Raw genomic sequence first — 14,594 nt, 5'->3', positions numbered from 1 at the left:
TAAAAGGAGGAATGTACAATGATATTGTATATAATTTTAGGGATTGTAGTTCTTTTAGTACTTTGGATTATAGCAGGATATAATAAACTTATAAGACTAAGAGAAATGGTTAAGAATGCAATGGGACAAATTGCAGCAAATGTTGAATCAAGATGGGACGCTTTAAAATCTTTGATTGATGCAACTAAAAAGTATTCTGAACATGAATCAGAAACATTGAAAAATGTAATTGCACAAAGAGGTGGCGTAAACAGTAACAGTACAGTAAAAGATATTGAGGCTGATAACAATATGTTTACACAAGCTCTTTCAAGACTTGCAGTAGTTGTTGAAAATTATCCGGAATTAAAAGCCAATACATTGTATTTAAATACAATGGATAAAATTGACTCTTATGAACAAGATGTTAAAAATTCAAGAATGGTTTACAATGATACTGTTACTAAATTTAACAGGACAATGTTAGTATTCCCATTGGTTTTAATTTCAAGAATGATGGGCTTTACTGAATACGAATATTTCAAAAATACAGAAACAAAAACAAATCCACCAAGTTGGGATTAGTAAAAGGCACTCGAAAGAGTGCTTTTTTTGTTATGAAATAACAAGGTTCTAAGTTATCCACTCGATGCAAAGCATCGTGTAAGGGTGTTTATTGTACAAAAAATTATAATCTGTAATTATAAAATGTTGAAAAATTAATATTTTATCAAGTGAAAAATATTTTTATAAAAATAAGTAATAATAATTGATATTATTTAAAAAATATGGTAATATATATAAGGAGAGAAAAATAAATATTCTTCAAGAAAAATTTAGGAGGAAAAGTATGAAAAATAAATTTATTTTATTACTTGCGTTAGTGCTTTCAGTAGGAGTTTTGGGAGCTTGTACAAAGAAAGCTGACGATAAAATGAAAAAGGAAGAAAAGAAAACTGAGCAAAAGGCTGAAAAGAAAAAAGTTATTGCTACAAGTACAATGCTTACAGACTTGGTAAAGCAAATAGGTGGAGATAATTTTGAAGTTGAAGGAATGATGAAAGCGGGGGTTGACCCTCATTTATACAAACCGACTGCTGGAGATGTTGAAAAACTTGAAAAGGCTGATGTTGTTGTTGTAAACGGATTACATTTGGAAGGTCAAATGGGAGAAGTTTTACAAGGTCTGGAAAAACAAAATAAAAATGTTGTAACTGCCGCTAACAATATTCCAAAAGAAGATTTACTTCCTTGGGAAGAAGAAGGTGCAGGTCCAAACGACCCTCATATGTGGTTCAGTATTAAAAACTGGAAAGTTGCCGCAAAGAATGTTGCTGAAGGTTTAAAGAAAACTGATAGCTCAAAATCTGCTGAGATTGATAAAAATCTTGCAAAATATGAAAAAGAACTTGATGAACTTTCTGCTTATATAAATAAAAAAGTTAAAGAGTTACCGGAAAATCAAAGAGTTTTAGTTACTGCTCATGACGCTTTTAACTATTTTGCAAAGGAATTCGGTTTTAGAGTAGAAGCAATTCAAGGAATTAGTACAGAATCAGAAGCAAGTGCAGCTGATATAAAGAAACTTTCAGATTTTTTAGTTAAAACAAAAATAAAAGCAGTTTTTGTTGAATCTTCAGTTCCTAAGAAAACAATTGAATCTTTAGTTGAATCTTGTAAAGCTAAAGGTCATAATGTAAAAATAGGTGGAGAATTATATTCCGACTCATTGGGAGATGATAATACAAAAGAAAATACTTATATCTCAATGTTTAAATATAATATTGATACTATAGTTAATGCTTTAAAATAATACTTGAAAAAAATCTCCTAATTATATATACTTATTGTAGTGGGAGATTTTTGTATTTTGGAGGAAAAAAATGAACGATATAGCTGTAAAGGTTGAAGATTTAACTATTGCCTATTATTCAAAACCTGTTGTTTGGGACGTTGATTTGGATATTAAAAAAGGCAAACTTACTGCGATTTTAGGTCCGAATGGTGCCGGTAAATCGACTTTGTTAAAGGCGATGTTAAATTTGATTCCTATTTCATCAGGAAAAATTTTATTTTTCGATAAAACTTATAAGGAATTTAGAAAAAATATTTCCTACGTACCACAGAGTGAGTCTGTGGATTGGGACTTTCCAACCGATGTACTGGACGTTGTTATGATGGGAACTTACGGAAAACTCGGTTGGATAAAAAGAGCCGGAAAGAAAGAGAAAGAATTATCTTTAGAGGCTTTAAAAAAACTTGGTATGGAAGAATATGTTGACAGACAAATAAGCGACCTTTCAGGAGGACAACAACAAAGAGTTTTCTTGTCAAGAGCATTGGTTCAAGACAGCGAAATTTATTTTCTTGACGAGCCTTTAAAGGGTGTTGATGCCAAGACTGAAAAAGAAATTATGAAAATTTTAAAAGAGCTTAGAGATTCAGGAAAGACTATCGTAGTTGTTCATCACGATTTACGAACAGTTGAAGAATATTTTGATGATGTTGTACTTTTAAATAAATTAGTTGTTGCATCAGGCTCAGTCAAGGACGTTTTTATAGAAGAAAATATAAATAAGGCTTACAGGGTGTAGATATGAATGGAATTTTAGATTTACTTACGGACTATACTTTTTTGATGATTACAATAGGCTCCGGACTTTTGGGGCTTTTAAGTGGAGTTATGGGAGTTTATGTTACGGTAAAGAAACAAGGGCTTATTTGTGATGCAATTAGCCATTCAACACTTCCGGGAGTTTGTATTGCCTTTATGGTGCTTGGAATTAAAAATTTAGAATTTTTACTTTTAGGAGCATTTATTGCCGGAGTTGTATCGGCACTTCTCATTTTTGGAATAGATTTGAAGTCAAAAGTAAAGTTTGATAGCGCATTGGCAATAGTTTTGTCAACATTTTTTGGACTTGGTGTTGTACTGCTTGCACTTATTCAAAGAAAAGCAAATACAAATCAAGCAGGTCTCGATAAATTCATATTCGGTCAAGCTGCTGCATTTTTAAAAAAGGATATTTATTTTTTAATTGGAATAATTATTTTAGTTTTATTTGTAATTTTATTATTCTGGAAAGAGTTGAAGTTATATTCATTCGACCCTGAATTTGCACAAACAAAAGGCTTTTCGATAAATATAATGACTGGAATTTTAATAGTTTTACTCGTTATTTCCATTGTAATGGGAATTCAATCAGTTGGAGTAATTCTTATGAGTACAATGCTTATTGCACCACCGGTTGCAGCAAGACAATGGACTGACAAATTTAATATTATGATGATTTTATCAGGAATTTTCGGCGCGTTTTCAGGAATAGTCGGTTCATTTATAAGTATGTACTACAAAGGCTTGTCAACCGGACCTGTCATAACGATAGTTGCAAGTATAATTGTATTTTTCAGTATATTATTTTCGCCGAAAAAAGGGATTTTGTTTGTTAAAAAGAGAACAATGCAAGGAGGGACTAAATGCGACAATTAGAAATTTTAATAGCTGTTAGTTTAGTTTCAGCTGCTTGCTCATTGCTTGGACCATTTTTGATTCTTAGAAAAATGTCAATGATGATAGATTCCATAACACATACAATTTTGCTTGGAATTGTAATTGCATTTTTCATTACAAAAGATTTAACAAGTCCTTTATTGATTGTTGGAGCAGGACTTGTTGGAATACTTACGGTATTTTTAACGGAACTCATAAACCAAAAGACAACTTTACACGAAGATGCATCAATCGGACTTGTATTTCCTTTTTTATTTAGTATTGCGATAATAATAATTTCAAAATTTTTAAGAGGAGTACATTTGTGTATTGACTCCGTTTTGGTCGGAGAAGTTGCTTTCTCTGTAATTCCAAGAATAGAATTTTTTGGATATGAGGGCTCAAAAGTTATTTTTGTTATGGCAGTAATATTTTTAATAGATTTAATTTTTATTGGAGTTTTCTTTAAAGAATTAAAAATTTCTACATTCGATAAAAATTTGAGTTTGATTTCAGGCTTTGCACCTGTCGTTATCTATTACGCTTTGATGAGTTTAGTTTCAATTACAACAGTTGGTGCTTTTAACGCCGTTGGTTCAATTCTTGTAATTTCATATATGGTTGTGCCGTCTGCTTGTGCATATCTTTTGACTCACGATTTAAAGAAGATGATAGTTATAAGTGTATTTGTCGGAGTTTTAAGTAGTGTGTTGGGATTTTACTGTGCATATATTTACGACCTTTCAATCGCCGGAACAATAGCCGTTGTAAATGGAATAATCTTTTTCTTGGTATTCATATTTGAGCCGAGAAACGGAATTATAAGAAAGATTGTAAATGAAAGTAGAAAAAGAACTGAATTTGCAGAGGTTACAATGATGCTTCATATTATAAATCATGAAAATACTGAAAGAGCTGACATCGAGTGTAATGTTGTAAAAATAAATGAGCATTTGTGTTATGCAAAAAATAAATTTGAAAAAGTTTTAAAGAGTATTATAAATAAAAAACTTGCCTATATAGAAAATGATATTATAAAAGTTACAGATATGGGCAGAGAAAAAACCTTGAATAAATTTGATGAATGGATGAAGTAAAATAGAGATAGAATAAACTTTTGATTATCATTTATCTTTATTTAAATTTGTGAAGTGATTATTTCAAAAATTTAATAAAAAATTAAAAGAGAGACAATTTTTCATAAAAAATCTCTCTTTTTTTGTACTCTTGGTATCACATCATTTACAAATGTACAATTATAAATAATTTAAATGATTTTGCATTTATAGTATAATAAATATAATTTCGCTATTCCTGTGCGAAATAATATTTATTTCACCATATTCACCTTTGAAAAAATATCTAAACAGGAAATATGGTATAATAATGATATAAAATTTTAAGATTAGATTAGTTAACTAATGATAAAGAATCTTTATTTGAAATATTAAAAAAAAATAAATTTGATCCTAAAATATTAAATTCATATAATGTTTTGATTCGAGAAAATGGCATGACAGTGAACGCATTAGAACGTATAAAGAAGCAATATTATAAATATGAATTTAAAAAAGAAGGAAAATTTTTATTTAATGAAATAAAAATTATTATAGCAAGAAAGTGTAGGAAATAAAGTGAAAGAGGAAGATATAGGTATTAAGTATTGTAGAAATTTTATTGAAAATAAAAACAATTATATTAAATATTTAGGTGTTTCAGAAAAAGGACAATACATTTTTATAGAAGAAAATAAATATGTATATAAAATAGATTATGATTATAATTTAGATATTGTAGAAATAAAAAAAATAAAAATTGATAATCAAGTTGATTATTATGTTGAGTCAAAAAATGGTGCATATTATTATTCTAAAAGAGATAATTCAATATATAAATATGAAGAACAATTAAAGAAAAGATGCTTAAGAAAAAGTTTTTATAGCTTAGAAAGTGATGAAAAGTTAATACATTTAAAAGTAGTAAATAATAATATTATATTTTCTACTACAAAATTAAGATTAGTTTTTTTGAGTTTAGAAACTTTTAATGTTGATAAAATAATATATCTTGATAAAAATTTTTTTATAGAACCTTTTTGGTTTGAAATTTTAGATGAAAGAATATTGATAGTTGATGCATCTGCGAATTGTGTACATGAAATTAGTTTTAGTGGTGAAATTTTGTGGACATATGGTAAATATGATGATCCAGGATATGAAAATAATAGATTGTTTATACCTGTTTCTGCCATGAAATATAAAAACGAATATATAATTTCAGAACAAAGAGGTCATAGGATTATAAGTGTTTCTAAAAATAAAGAGATTTTAAAAATATATGGTAATACATCTAAAGTCGGTAATTTAAAATATGGCTTTTGGGCTCCGTCTATAATGGGATATTATGGAGATAAAATTTTAATTGCTCAATGTAAAGGTTCGAATCTTAATATTATTTTATTAAATACAAAAACTGGGAAAACTAAATCAGTTTATGGTAATTCCATAATAGAATCTTCTATTTTTAATTTTCCTAGAGTGATAGCATGGTCAAAAAAATATAAACTATTAGCTATAGCCGATAGTGGAAATAATGAGATAAAAATAATGAAAAATAATAAAGTATTAACAGTATTAACTAAATTTAATGGCAAAGGTCTTCAATTTCCAAGATATGTTAGTTGGAATGAAGAAAAATTATTGATTACAGATAGTAAAAATCGTAGATTAATATATTATGATTACCAATTAAAAGAATATATTGAGTTTAGTTCTGAATTGTTTAATAATAATTTTGATAAAAAGGACTGGTTACAATCAGCTATTTTAAAAGATAATTATTTATTAGTATCATCTTCAAACAAATTTGTGGTATATTCAATTGAAAATTATAATTTAATATTTGATAGTTCTTTAGTAAATTATAAATTTAAGGATATACATAGTGTGAGTTTTTCTTCTTTAACTAAATTTTTAGTTGCTGATACTGGTAATAATTCTGTTGTTGAAGTAAATATAGATAAAAGTTTTAAAGTTATAAAAAATGTAAATTTAAATGGGCATCATATTAAGTTAAAAAAGCCTAGATATTTTTGTAAAGAATTTAATAAGTATCTAATTGTAGATAGCGGTAATTCTAAGATTTATATTATTGATAATATTAATGATATGAATGTATTATCTTGTATTGGTGAAAAAAGAGGTTTAGGTTATAAAAGATTTTCATTGCCAAGATGTGCTTGTTTTAAAGATGATAAAAATATATTTATATCTGATACTGATAATCATAGAATAGTTTTAAGAAATATATAGTTAACTTATTTGTTGTTTTAATTATACAGGATATTCTCTTTTTTGTTTGTTTCGTTTTTGTTATGTTTTAAATATTTAAACAATAGTTTATATTTTTACTTTTATACATATCAATGTTGTTAAAAGGAAATTATTTTGTTAAAATATTAAAAAATTGTAGATTTTTTTATAAAAATTTAGTATAATCAGTTTAGATTGTTTATACAATTAAAAATATAATATTTTTCGTTAGGAGGATTTTATGAGAAAAAAATTTTTAGCACTTATGCTATCTGCATTAATGATTGGTGCTACTGCTTGTGGAGCAAAGACAGAAAAAAAAGATGAAGTAAGTAACAATATGAAATCAAATGAAGAAGTTACAGGTAAGGTAAGAATCTATACTTCAATGTATGAAGATATAATAGATAATATGAAACCTGCTCTTAAAAAGAAATTCCCTAACTGTGAAGTTGAATTTTTCCAAGGTGGAACAGGTACTTTACAAACAAAAGTTGCAGGGGAAATCGAGGCCGGAAAACTTGCTTGTGATATAATAATGGTTGCAGAACCATCTTATGCTTATGAGTTAAAGGAAAAGAAGATTTTACATAAATTTGAAATTGAAAACAAGGATAAATTAGCCTTTGAATATGATAAAGAAGGTTATTGGTATCCTGTTAGAATTTCTAATATGGTATTAGCTTATAATCCTGAAAAAACTAAGAAGGAAGACATTGCTCAAAGTTTTAAAGAATTTGCAGAAAAAGAAACATTGGCAGGCAAAATATCAATGTCAGACCCATTAAAATCAGGTACAGCTCTTGCAGCAGTTAGTGGATTGAAGGACAAATATAATGAAGAATATTTTACAAAATTAGCTAATAAAAAAGTTGCTGTTGAGGCTGGAAGTGTAGCTTTAGCTAAACTTGAAACAGGAGAAATGGATGAACTTATGATTCTTGAAGAGTCAGTTCTTAAGAAGAGAGAAGAAGAAAAATCACCTCTTGAAGTTATTTATCCTAAAGACGGAACAATTGTAGTTCCTTCACCAATTATGGTTGTAGATGAAAAATTAACTGAAAATAAAAATACAAAAGCAGCTGAGGCCATTTCAAAATGGTTCTTATCAGAAGAAGGTCAAAAATATATAGTTAAGGGCTGGATGCACTCTGTATTAAAAGATTTCTCTGAAATTCCTTATGATGCAATCAAAACTTCTGAAATAACTGGAAATAGTATAAAAGTTAAATGGGAACAATTAGTTAAAGATAGAGATGGCTTAAGAAAAATGTTTACTGATACAATCGGTAAAAAATAAATTCACAGAATAATTTGAAATTATTGTTTCAAAATAAAAAAATATAACGGGGGGAGGAAACTCCCTCTTGTTAATGAAAGGTTATTTTATGCAAAAGACAGAAAGAAAATTTAGATTAGATATAAAGTGGATAATAATGTTGTCGATAGTTGCGCTTTTAATTGTTTTTGAAGTTTTTCCACTTTTGTATCTTTTTGTTAAGTCCGTATTTCCAAATGGAAGTTTTACTCTTGAAGCTTTCAAAAGAGTATATAGCTATGATGCAAACTTTATAGCTGTAAAAAATACTATTATAACGGCAGTTGCAACAACTTTTTTTGGAATGTTAATAGCTTTTCCTCTTGCATTTTTAGTAGGAAGAACTAATTTATACGGAAAAAAAATATTTAGAACTATGTTTGTTATTACATATATGGTTCCTCCTTATGTAGGAGCAATGGCTTGGCTTAGACTTTTAAATCCAAGGGTTGGAACTTTGAATACGCTTATTCAAAAAGTATTTGGGCTTAGTCAACCAATTTTTAATATTTATAGTGTATGGGGAATGATTTGGGTTCTTACTTGTTTTTATTATCCTTATGCCTTTATAACAATTTCTCGTGCAATGGAAAAGATGGATCCTTCTCTTGAAGAAGCTGCTAGAATTTCAGGTGCAAGTCCTTTAAAGACTTTATTTACAGTTACAATTCCAATGATGACACCAAGTTTAATCGCTGCAGGACTTCTAGTTTTTGTAACAGCTGCATCCTGTTACGGTATTCCTTCAATAATAGGAGCTCCAGGACAGATTCATACTGTTACAACCAGAATAATTGAGTTTGTTCATATAGGAAACGAAGAAGGCATAATTGATGCTACAACTCTAGCAGTATTTTTGATGATAATTGCAAATGTAGTTTTGTATTTTTCAACATTTGTTCTTGGAAAAAAACAATTTATAACTATGAGCGGAAAATCTACAAGACCTGTAATAGTTGATTTAGGAAAATGGAGAACTCCTCTTACAGTATTAGTTTCTATTTTTGCTTTTGTTGTAGTAATAGTTCCTTTTATAACCGTAGCTCTTACGTCTGTAACTGTTAATATGGGTAAATCATTGTCTTTATCAAATATTTCATTTAAGTTTTGGAAACAAATGCTTGCAAGAGATAGCATATTAAGTTCGACAATAAACAGTTTAGTTGCTGCTTGTGCTGCTGCATTTTTAGGAATAATAATTTCTTGTATGATGGCTTATTTGCTTGAAAGAACAAAAGTAAAGGGAAGAAAAATACCTGACTTTTTGATTACTGTAGGTTCAGGAACTCCAAGTATTGCAATAGCTCTTGCCCTTATAATGACAATGAGTGGTAAATTTGGAATAAATATTTATAATACAATTTATATTATGATAGTTGCATATATGATTAAGTATATGTTAATGGGAATGAGGACTGTAGTTTCAGGAATGAGTCAAGTACATCCTTCTTTAGAAGAGGCATCTCAGATTTCAGGAGCCGGTTGGCTTAGAATGATTAAAGATGTTACAGCTCCTTTAATAATGCCGTCAATAGTTGCAGGTATATTTTTAATCTTTATGCCTTGTTTTTATGAACTTACTATGAGTACATTGTTGTATTCATCACATACAAAGACTATCGGTTTTGAACTTTATAATTATCAAACTTATCATAGTCAACAGATAGCCAGTGTACTTGCTACTGCGATTTTGATTTTTGTATTATTAGTAAATTGGATTTTAAATAAACTTACAAAAGGTAAGTTTTCAATTTAGGAGGAAAAATGTCAACAATTACAATAAAAAAAATAAGTAAAGCTTTTGGAAATGTAGAAGTTTTAAAACCTTTTACAGAAACTTTCGAAGATGGTGAATTTATAACTTTGCTTGGTCCGTCAGGTTGTGGAAAAACAACAATGTTAAGACTTATAGCAGGCTTTGAAAAACCTAATACCGGAGAAATTTTAATAGGAGATAAGATTGTTTCCGGAGGAAAAACTTTTGTTCCTCCTGAAAAAAGAGATATAGGAATGGTATTTCAATCTTATGCTGTTTGGCCTCATATGAATGTTTTTGACAATGTTGCCTATCCTTTAAAAATATCAGGTGTTAAAAAACAAGAAATAAAAGAAAGAGTTGAAAAAGTTTTAGAGATAGTTCATTTATCTCAATATAAAGATAGAATACCGTCAGAGCTTTCAGGTGGACAACAACAAAGGGTTGCTCTTGGACGTGCTTTAGTTGGGAAACCAAAGTTACTTTTACTTGACGAACCTCTTTCAAACTTAGATGCAAAACTTAGAGAAGAGATGCGTTTTGAAATAAAAGAGATACAAAAAAGACTTGGAATTACAGTTGTTTATGTAACTCACGACCAAATAGAGGCTATGACAATGAGCGACAGAATAATTTTGATAAATAAAGGGGTTGTTCAACAAATTGGAACTCCTGAAGAAATTTATAGAAATCCTGCAAATCCTTTTGTTGCAAATTTTGTCGGTCGTGTTAATTTTATTAAGGGAGTTGTAAAAGACGGATTTGTTGAAATTTCAAATACCGGAAAGAAATTACCTTATGACGGAGATAAAAAGGGCAATGTTATAATTGCAATAAGACCTGAGGCTTTAAGAATAGACGAAAAAGACGGAACAATTGATGCAAAACTTGTAAGTCAATTTTATCTTGGGGATGTGAATGACTGTAAAGTTGATTTGGGAAATGAAAATATAGTTAGAGTTATCGACCATGTTGAAACTTACGGAATGTTTGAAGAAAATTCAAATATAAAACTTAGAATTAAAAACTTCATGGTATTTGACGATGACGGAAAAGATTACACTAAAATAATAACATAAAAGCAGAAGCTATTGAATTTTTCAATAGCTTTTTTATGTTTTATAGTCATATTGATTTTTGTGATTTAATGTGATACAATAAAATGAAAGGGTGTGAAATGTATGGAAACTGTAAGATTATACACAAGACAAGACATTCGTTCTTTAAGAGAAATTGAAGAAAAAGGATACTTTACAAACAAAATTTCTTATGTTAGAGAAAATTTTGGCGTGATTTCTGATTATATTTTAAGTTGTTATAACTACTTTGTAACAGAGGCATCAAAAAGAGTTCCTAAACCAAAAGAAGTTGAAATGCCTGTTTGGTGCGGAGTCAGCAATAAAAACTGTATGCCACCGATTGAAAATAGCATTTTATATGTATTGGATGTTCCAAAAGATGAGATAATTTATTTTGACGGAGTTAAATGGGATTATGTACTCAATCATCATTATATTCCATTAGATGAAGAAGATGATAAAAAGTATAAAAAGAGATTAAAAGATAAGGGAATAGATAACGGTTTTGAATTTTTTGAAGGCAAGTATAGAAATTTTTATCCCGAAGAAAAAAGAATTGTAATAGACAGTTGGAGTAGAATATTTGACATTGATGAATGGGATATTTACAGAGTTCAAGCAAATATATGGCAGATAAAAAAAGAATGGATACATTCACTTGTGAAAAAAGGAGAAGTAATTCCTTAAAAAATTTTATGTTTTAAACTATAATTTGATAAATATTTATTTAAAACTTATTGACATATTTTTATTTGTTTAGTATAATTTAGATAATTAATAATATTTTTCAAAAATACATGAAGATTTATATAATTTACATAAAATTTATAAGGAGGTAATTTATGAAAAAATTTTTTAGAAAGTTAATTTTGATTTTGCCTGTTTTCGTTGCTCTTTCAGGTTGTGCTAAGAGTTCTAATGTTAATGAAGACAATACAAAAGCACAAAAGCATATTGTTAAAAAAGCAAGTAAGGAAGTGCAAGAAGTTTGTGGATATTATTATGCTTCTGATTCGCAAATTGTTATAGATAATGGGGAATATTATGGAGTTCCTTGTTTGTATTACAAAGCTAAGCCGATAGACTTTGATAATTGTTCAAAAGAGTCCGTTAAAAAACTTCGTGGTGATTTTACGGATGACGGAAATTTTTTAGAACCGAAAGTTTTTGAAGAAGGTGGAAAAAAGTATTTAACAGCTGATTTCTTCCCTGAAAGAAAATTTTGGATAAAAGACGAAAAGACAATAGTCGATACTGAAACAAATACAGAATATATAAAAGGCGAGCCTAAATAAAAAAATTAAAAAGTTGAGAAATTTAATGTTCTTAACTTTTTTAGTTGTAATATGATTTATTTGCAAAAAAAATTATAAATTTAACTCATTTAACTTAAATAATTAAATATAAAGGATTGTGAATTGATTATGTTGTTATTGTATAGAATAATGCTTTTAATCTGTGGTTTATATAATATAATTATGGGGGTTTTATACTTGAATAATAAATGTCAAAAAAAGATAATTCCTTACTATAAGATTGATGATATTTCAGAAGATTTAAAAAATGATTTAATGAAAAAATTTGGTAAATTGTGTTTGTTTTTTGGAATTATTTTATTGACGATACCATTACTATTGAATACTGTTAGAAAGATGATAGTTTTTTGTATTATTATGGTAACTGTATTATTAATTTTAAAGATTAAGTTATTAGATTATAGAAAATCCATATTAAAAGAATAAATATTAATTGTATTAAAATTTTTTAAATTATATGTATTAATGTTAAAAAGACTTGAAAATAAAAAAATTCAAGTTTTTTTTACATTTGGGTCTAAAAATGCTATAATTTTATATATAAGTTTATTGGATAAGATTTTAACAGAAATTTCGTTGATTAAAATAAAGACGGAAATAATGTTCTAATCTCATTTATAAGGATAAATAATAAAATTTTAATAGGAGATTTTTATGGTTACTAAGGAAGAAGTAAAGAAAATTTATTATCTTGCGAACTTGAATGTAAAGGAAGAAGAACTTTCTAGCATTGCTAAAAAGTTTGATGATGTTCTTGTTTTTGCAAATGAAATTATGGAACTTGATACTTCAAGTTGTAGTGGTCTTGAAATAGTTGTTGAGCACAACAGTCCTTTGAGAGAAGATGTTGTGGAGGAAAGTATTTCTAGGGAAGATGCACTTTTAAATGCTAGTGATAAAGAGTATGGATATTTTAGATTACAAAGGGTAGTGAAATAATGGATATTTTAAGTATAAGAGAAGATTTTGTTAGTGGTAAGGTGGATTTAGTTTCATTTTACGATGATGTTATAAAAAAAATTGATGATAAAAAAGATTTGAATATTTTTCTTGATTTTTCTAAAGAAAAAGTTATGGAAAGAGTTAATTTTTTAAATGAAAAATTAAAAAATGGTGAAAAATTAGGTTCACTTTTTGGTATTTCCGTTTCTGTTAAGGACAATATTTTAGTTAAGGGTTATAAAAATACTTGTGGTTCAAAAATTTTAGAAAATTTTTCTCCGATTTTTAATGCTACAATTATTGACCGACTTTTAGAAGAAGATGCTGTTATTTTAGGTAAAGTAAATATGGACGAATTTGCTATGGGTGGTTCAGGAGAAACTTCATATTTTGGGGCAACAAAAAATCCACTTGATGAAAGTTTAATTCCTGGAGGGTCATCTTCCGGCTCTGCAAGTAGTGTAAGTGCCGATCTTGCTATGATTAGTTTGGGTTCAGATACTGGTGGTTCGGTTAGAAACCCTGCATCTTTTTGCGCCTGTGTTGGATATAAACCAACTTATGGTATGATTTCAAGATATGGTGTTGTTTCTATGGCTAGTAGTTTAGACCAAGTTGGAATTTTATCAAATGATGTTAAGTCAATTTTACCTATTATAAATGTAATTGGCGGTTTTGATGAAATGGACGCTGTTACTATGAGAGATGCTGTAAATTTCAAAGAAGATAGTGAATTTTCATTAAATGGAATTAAGATTGCGACAGTTTCTAATTTGGAACAATACGAACTTGATGAAGTTGTTTTAAATGATTATAAAAAGGCGATTGAAAATTTAAAAAATCAAGGTGCGATAATCGAAGAAGTAGATTTTAAATATATTAAACATTCTACAAATGTATATAATGTTGTTATGAGTTCTGAAGTTTCAAGTAATATGTCAAGATTTGACGGTATTAGATATGGATACAGAACTGAAAATTATGAATCAACTAGAGAGCTTTTCACAAATACCAGAAGCGAAGGCTTTGGGGAAGAAGTTAAGAGAAGAATTGCAATGGGAACTTTCTACCTTGCAAGTTCAAATAATCAAGCGCTTTACAAAAAAGGCTTGGAAGTTAGAGATTTGATAAGTAAGGAAGTAAATGAAGTGCTTTCAAGTTACGATTTTATCTTAACTCCGACTACAACTTGCCTTCCAAGAAAAATTGGAGATGAAAAGGACAATGCTTTAAGTGCTTATGCAGGAGATACTTTTAATGTTCCTGTAAACTTTGCCGGACTTCCTGCTATTTCTGTGCCTTTAAATCTTAAAAAAATTGGTGGAAGTGTTCAATTTATAGGTAAGAGATTTGATGATGAAAAACTTTTAAATCTTGCAATGAATTTTGAAAGGGGGCTTTAA

General features: G+C 28.3%; 14 protein-coding genes. All 14 read left to right on the top strand.

Going from position 1 to position 14,594, the window contains the following annotated elements; translation table 11 throughout:
- Positions 1–18 precede the first annotated feature (18 nt).
- The 14 genes from IBJ83_RS01910 (at position 19) to gatA (ending at position 14,594) form a co-directional block, all read left to right on the top strand.
- A complete protein-coding gene (locus tag IBJ83_RS01910; protein ID WP_201275131.1) occupies positions 19–564 on the top strand; it encodes a LemA family protein in 546 nt (181 codons plus the stop codon).
- A gap of 265 nt (positions 565–829) precedes the next feature.
- The gene (locus IBJ83_RS01905) at positions 830–1,792 is read left to right on the top strand and encodes a metal ABC transporter solute-binding protein, Zn/Mn family (RefSeq protein WP_201275130.1); all 963 of its coding nucleotides are present in this window, start codon (positions 830–832) and stop codon (positions 1,790–1,792) included.
- A gap of 70 nt (positions 1,793–1,862) precedes the next feature.
- Positions 1,863–2,573 (top strand): metal ABC transporter ATP-binding protein, encoded by a 711-nt coding sequence (locus IBJ83_RS01900; RefSeq protein ID WP_201275129.1) that lies wholly within the window; start codon positions 1,863–1,865, stop codon positions 2,571–2,573.
- 2 nt (positions 2,574–2,575) lie between these two features.
- A complete protein-coding gene (locus IBJ83_RS01895) occupies positions 2,576–3,469 on the top strand; it encodes a metal ABC transporter permease (protein ID WP_201275128.1) in 894 nt (297 codons plus the stop codon).
- A complete protein-coding gene (locus tag IBJ83_RS01890; protein WP_201275127.1) occupies positions 3,457–4,566 on the top strand; it encodes a metal ABC transporter permease in 1,110 nt (369 codons plus the stop codon). The genes IBJ83_RS01895 and IBJ83_RS01890 overlap by 13 nt, the downstream gene beginning before the upstream one ends.
- 537 nt (positions 4,567–5,103) lie before the next feature.
- Complete coding sequence (locus IBJ83_RS01885; protein ID WP_201275126.1) at positions 5,104–6,780, top strand: NHL repeat-containing protein; 1,677 nt, start codon at positions 5,104–5,106, stop codon at positions 6,778–6,780.
- A gap of 241 nt (positions 6,781–7,021) precedes the next feature.
- Positions 7,022–8,080 carry an ABC transporter substrate-binding protein gene (locus IBJ83_RS01880; protein WP_201275125.1) on the top strand — a complete coding sequence of 353 codons (1,059 nt, stop codon included), beginning with the start codon at positions 7,022–7,024 and terminating at the stop codon, positions 8,078–8,080.
- Positions 8,081–8,153: 73 nt separating this feature from the next.
- On the top strand, positions 8,154–9,854 hold the full coding sequence (locus IBJ83_RS01875; protein ID WP_231698839.1) for an ABC transporter permease: 1,701 nt from the start codon (positions 8,154–8,156) through the stop codon (positions 9,852–9,854).
- A gap of 8 nt (positions 9,855–9,862) precedes the next feature.
- Positions 9,863–10,933, top strand: a complete 1,071-nt coding sequence (locus IBJ83_RS01870; protein WP_201275124.1) for an ABC transporter ATP-binding protein — start codon at positions 9,863–9,865, stop codon at positions 10,931–10,933.
- A 102-nt stretch (positions 10,934–11,035) separates the two neighbouring features.
- On the top strand, positions 11,036–11,620 hold the full coding sequence (locus IBJ83_RS01865; protein ID WP_201275123.1) for a DUF3841 domain-containing protein: 585 nt from the start codon (positions 11,036–11,038) through the stop codon (positions 11,618–11,620).
- A 155-nt stretch (positions 11,621–11,775) separates the two neighbouring features.
- Positions 11,776–12,228 (top strand): hypothetical protein, encoded by a 453-nt coding sequence (locus tag IBJ83_RS01860; RefSeq protein WP_201275122.1) that lies wholly within the window; start codon positions 11,776–11,778, stop codon positions 12,226–12,228.
- Positions 12,229–12,426: 198 nt separating this feature from the next.
- Positions 12,427–12,675 (top strand): hypothetical protein, encoded by a 249-nt coding sequence (locus IBJ83_RS01855; RefSeq protein ID WP_068474294.1) that lies wholly within the window; start codon positions 12,427–12,429, stop codon positions 12,673–12,675.
- A gap of 228 nt (positions 12,676–12,903) precedes the next feature.
- Entirely contained in the window at positions 12,904–13,188 is a 285-nt protein-coding gene (gene gatC / locus IBJ83_RS01850; protein WP_068474297.1) for an Asp-tRNA(Asn)/Glu-tRNA(Gln) amidotransferase subunit GatC, read from the top strand.
- Positions 13,188–14,594 (top strand): Asp-tRNA(Asn)/Glu-tRNA(Gln) amidotransferase subunit GatA, encoded by a 1,407-nt coding sequence (gene gatA / locus IBJ83_RS01845; RefSeq protein WP_201275121.1) that lies wholly within the window; start codon positions 13,188–13,190, stop codon positions 14,592–14,594. Before gatC ends, gatA begins: the two co-directional genes overlap by 1 nt.

It is taken from the genome of Parvimonas parva, assembly GCF_016552165.1.
GTDB lineage: Bacteria > Bacillota > Clostridia > Tissierellales > Peptoniphilaceae > Parvimonas > Parvimonas parva.
This window is presented reverse-complemented; position numbering and strand designations above follow the sequence as displayed.

Coding starts and splice junctions, on each gene's coding strand:
- IBJ83_RS01910 (WP_201275131.1), top strand. CDS start 19: ATGATATTGTATATAATTTTAGGGATTGTAGTTCTTTTAGTACTTTGG.
- IBJ83_RS01905 (WP_201275130.1), top strand. CDS start 830: ATGAAAAATAAATTTATTTTATTACTTGCGTTAGTGCTTTCAGTAGGA.
- IBJ83_RS01900 (WP_201275129.1), top strand. CDS start 1,863: ATGAACGATATAGCTGTAAAGGTTGAAGATTTAACTATTGCCTATTAT.
- IBJ83_RS01895 (WP_201275128.1), top strand. CDS start 2,576: ATGAATGGAATTTTAGATTTACTTACGGACTATACTTTTTTGATGATT.
- IBJ83_RS01890 (WP_201275127.1), top strand. CDS start 3,457: ATGCGACAATTAGAAATTTTAATAGCTGTTAGTTTAGTTTCAGCTGCT.
- IBJ83_RS01880 (WP_201275125.1), top strand. CDS start 7,022: ATGAGAAAAAAATTTTTAGCACTTATGCTATCTGCATTAATGATTGGT.
- IBJ83_RS01875 (WP_231698839.1), top strand. CDS start 8,154: ATGAAAGGTTATTTTATGCAAAAGACAGAAAGAAAATTTAGATTAGAT.
- IBJ83_RS01870 (WP_201275124.1), top strand. CDS start 9,863: ATGTCAACAATTACAATAAAAAAAATAAGTAAAGCTTTTGGAAATGTA.
- IBJ83_RS01865 (WP_201275123.1), top strand. CDS start 11,036: ATGGAAACTGTAAGATTATACACAAGACAAGACATTCGTTCTTTAAGA.
- IBJ83_RS01860 (WP_201275122.1), top strand. CDS start 11,776: ATGAAAAAATTTTTTAGAAAGTTAATTTTGATTTTGCCTGTTTTCGTT.
- gatC (WP_068474297.1), top strand. CDS start 12,904: ATGGTTACTAAGGAAGAAGTAAAGAAAATTTATTATCTTGCGAACTTG.
- gatA (WP_201275121.1), top strand. CDS start 13,188: ATGGATATTTTAAGTATAAGAGAAGATTTTGTTAGTGGTAAGGTGGAT.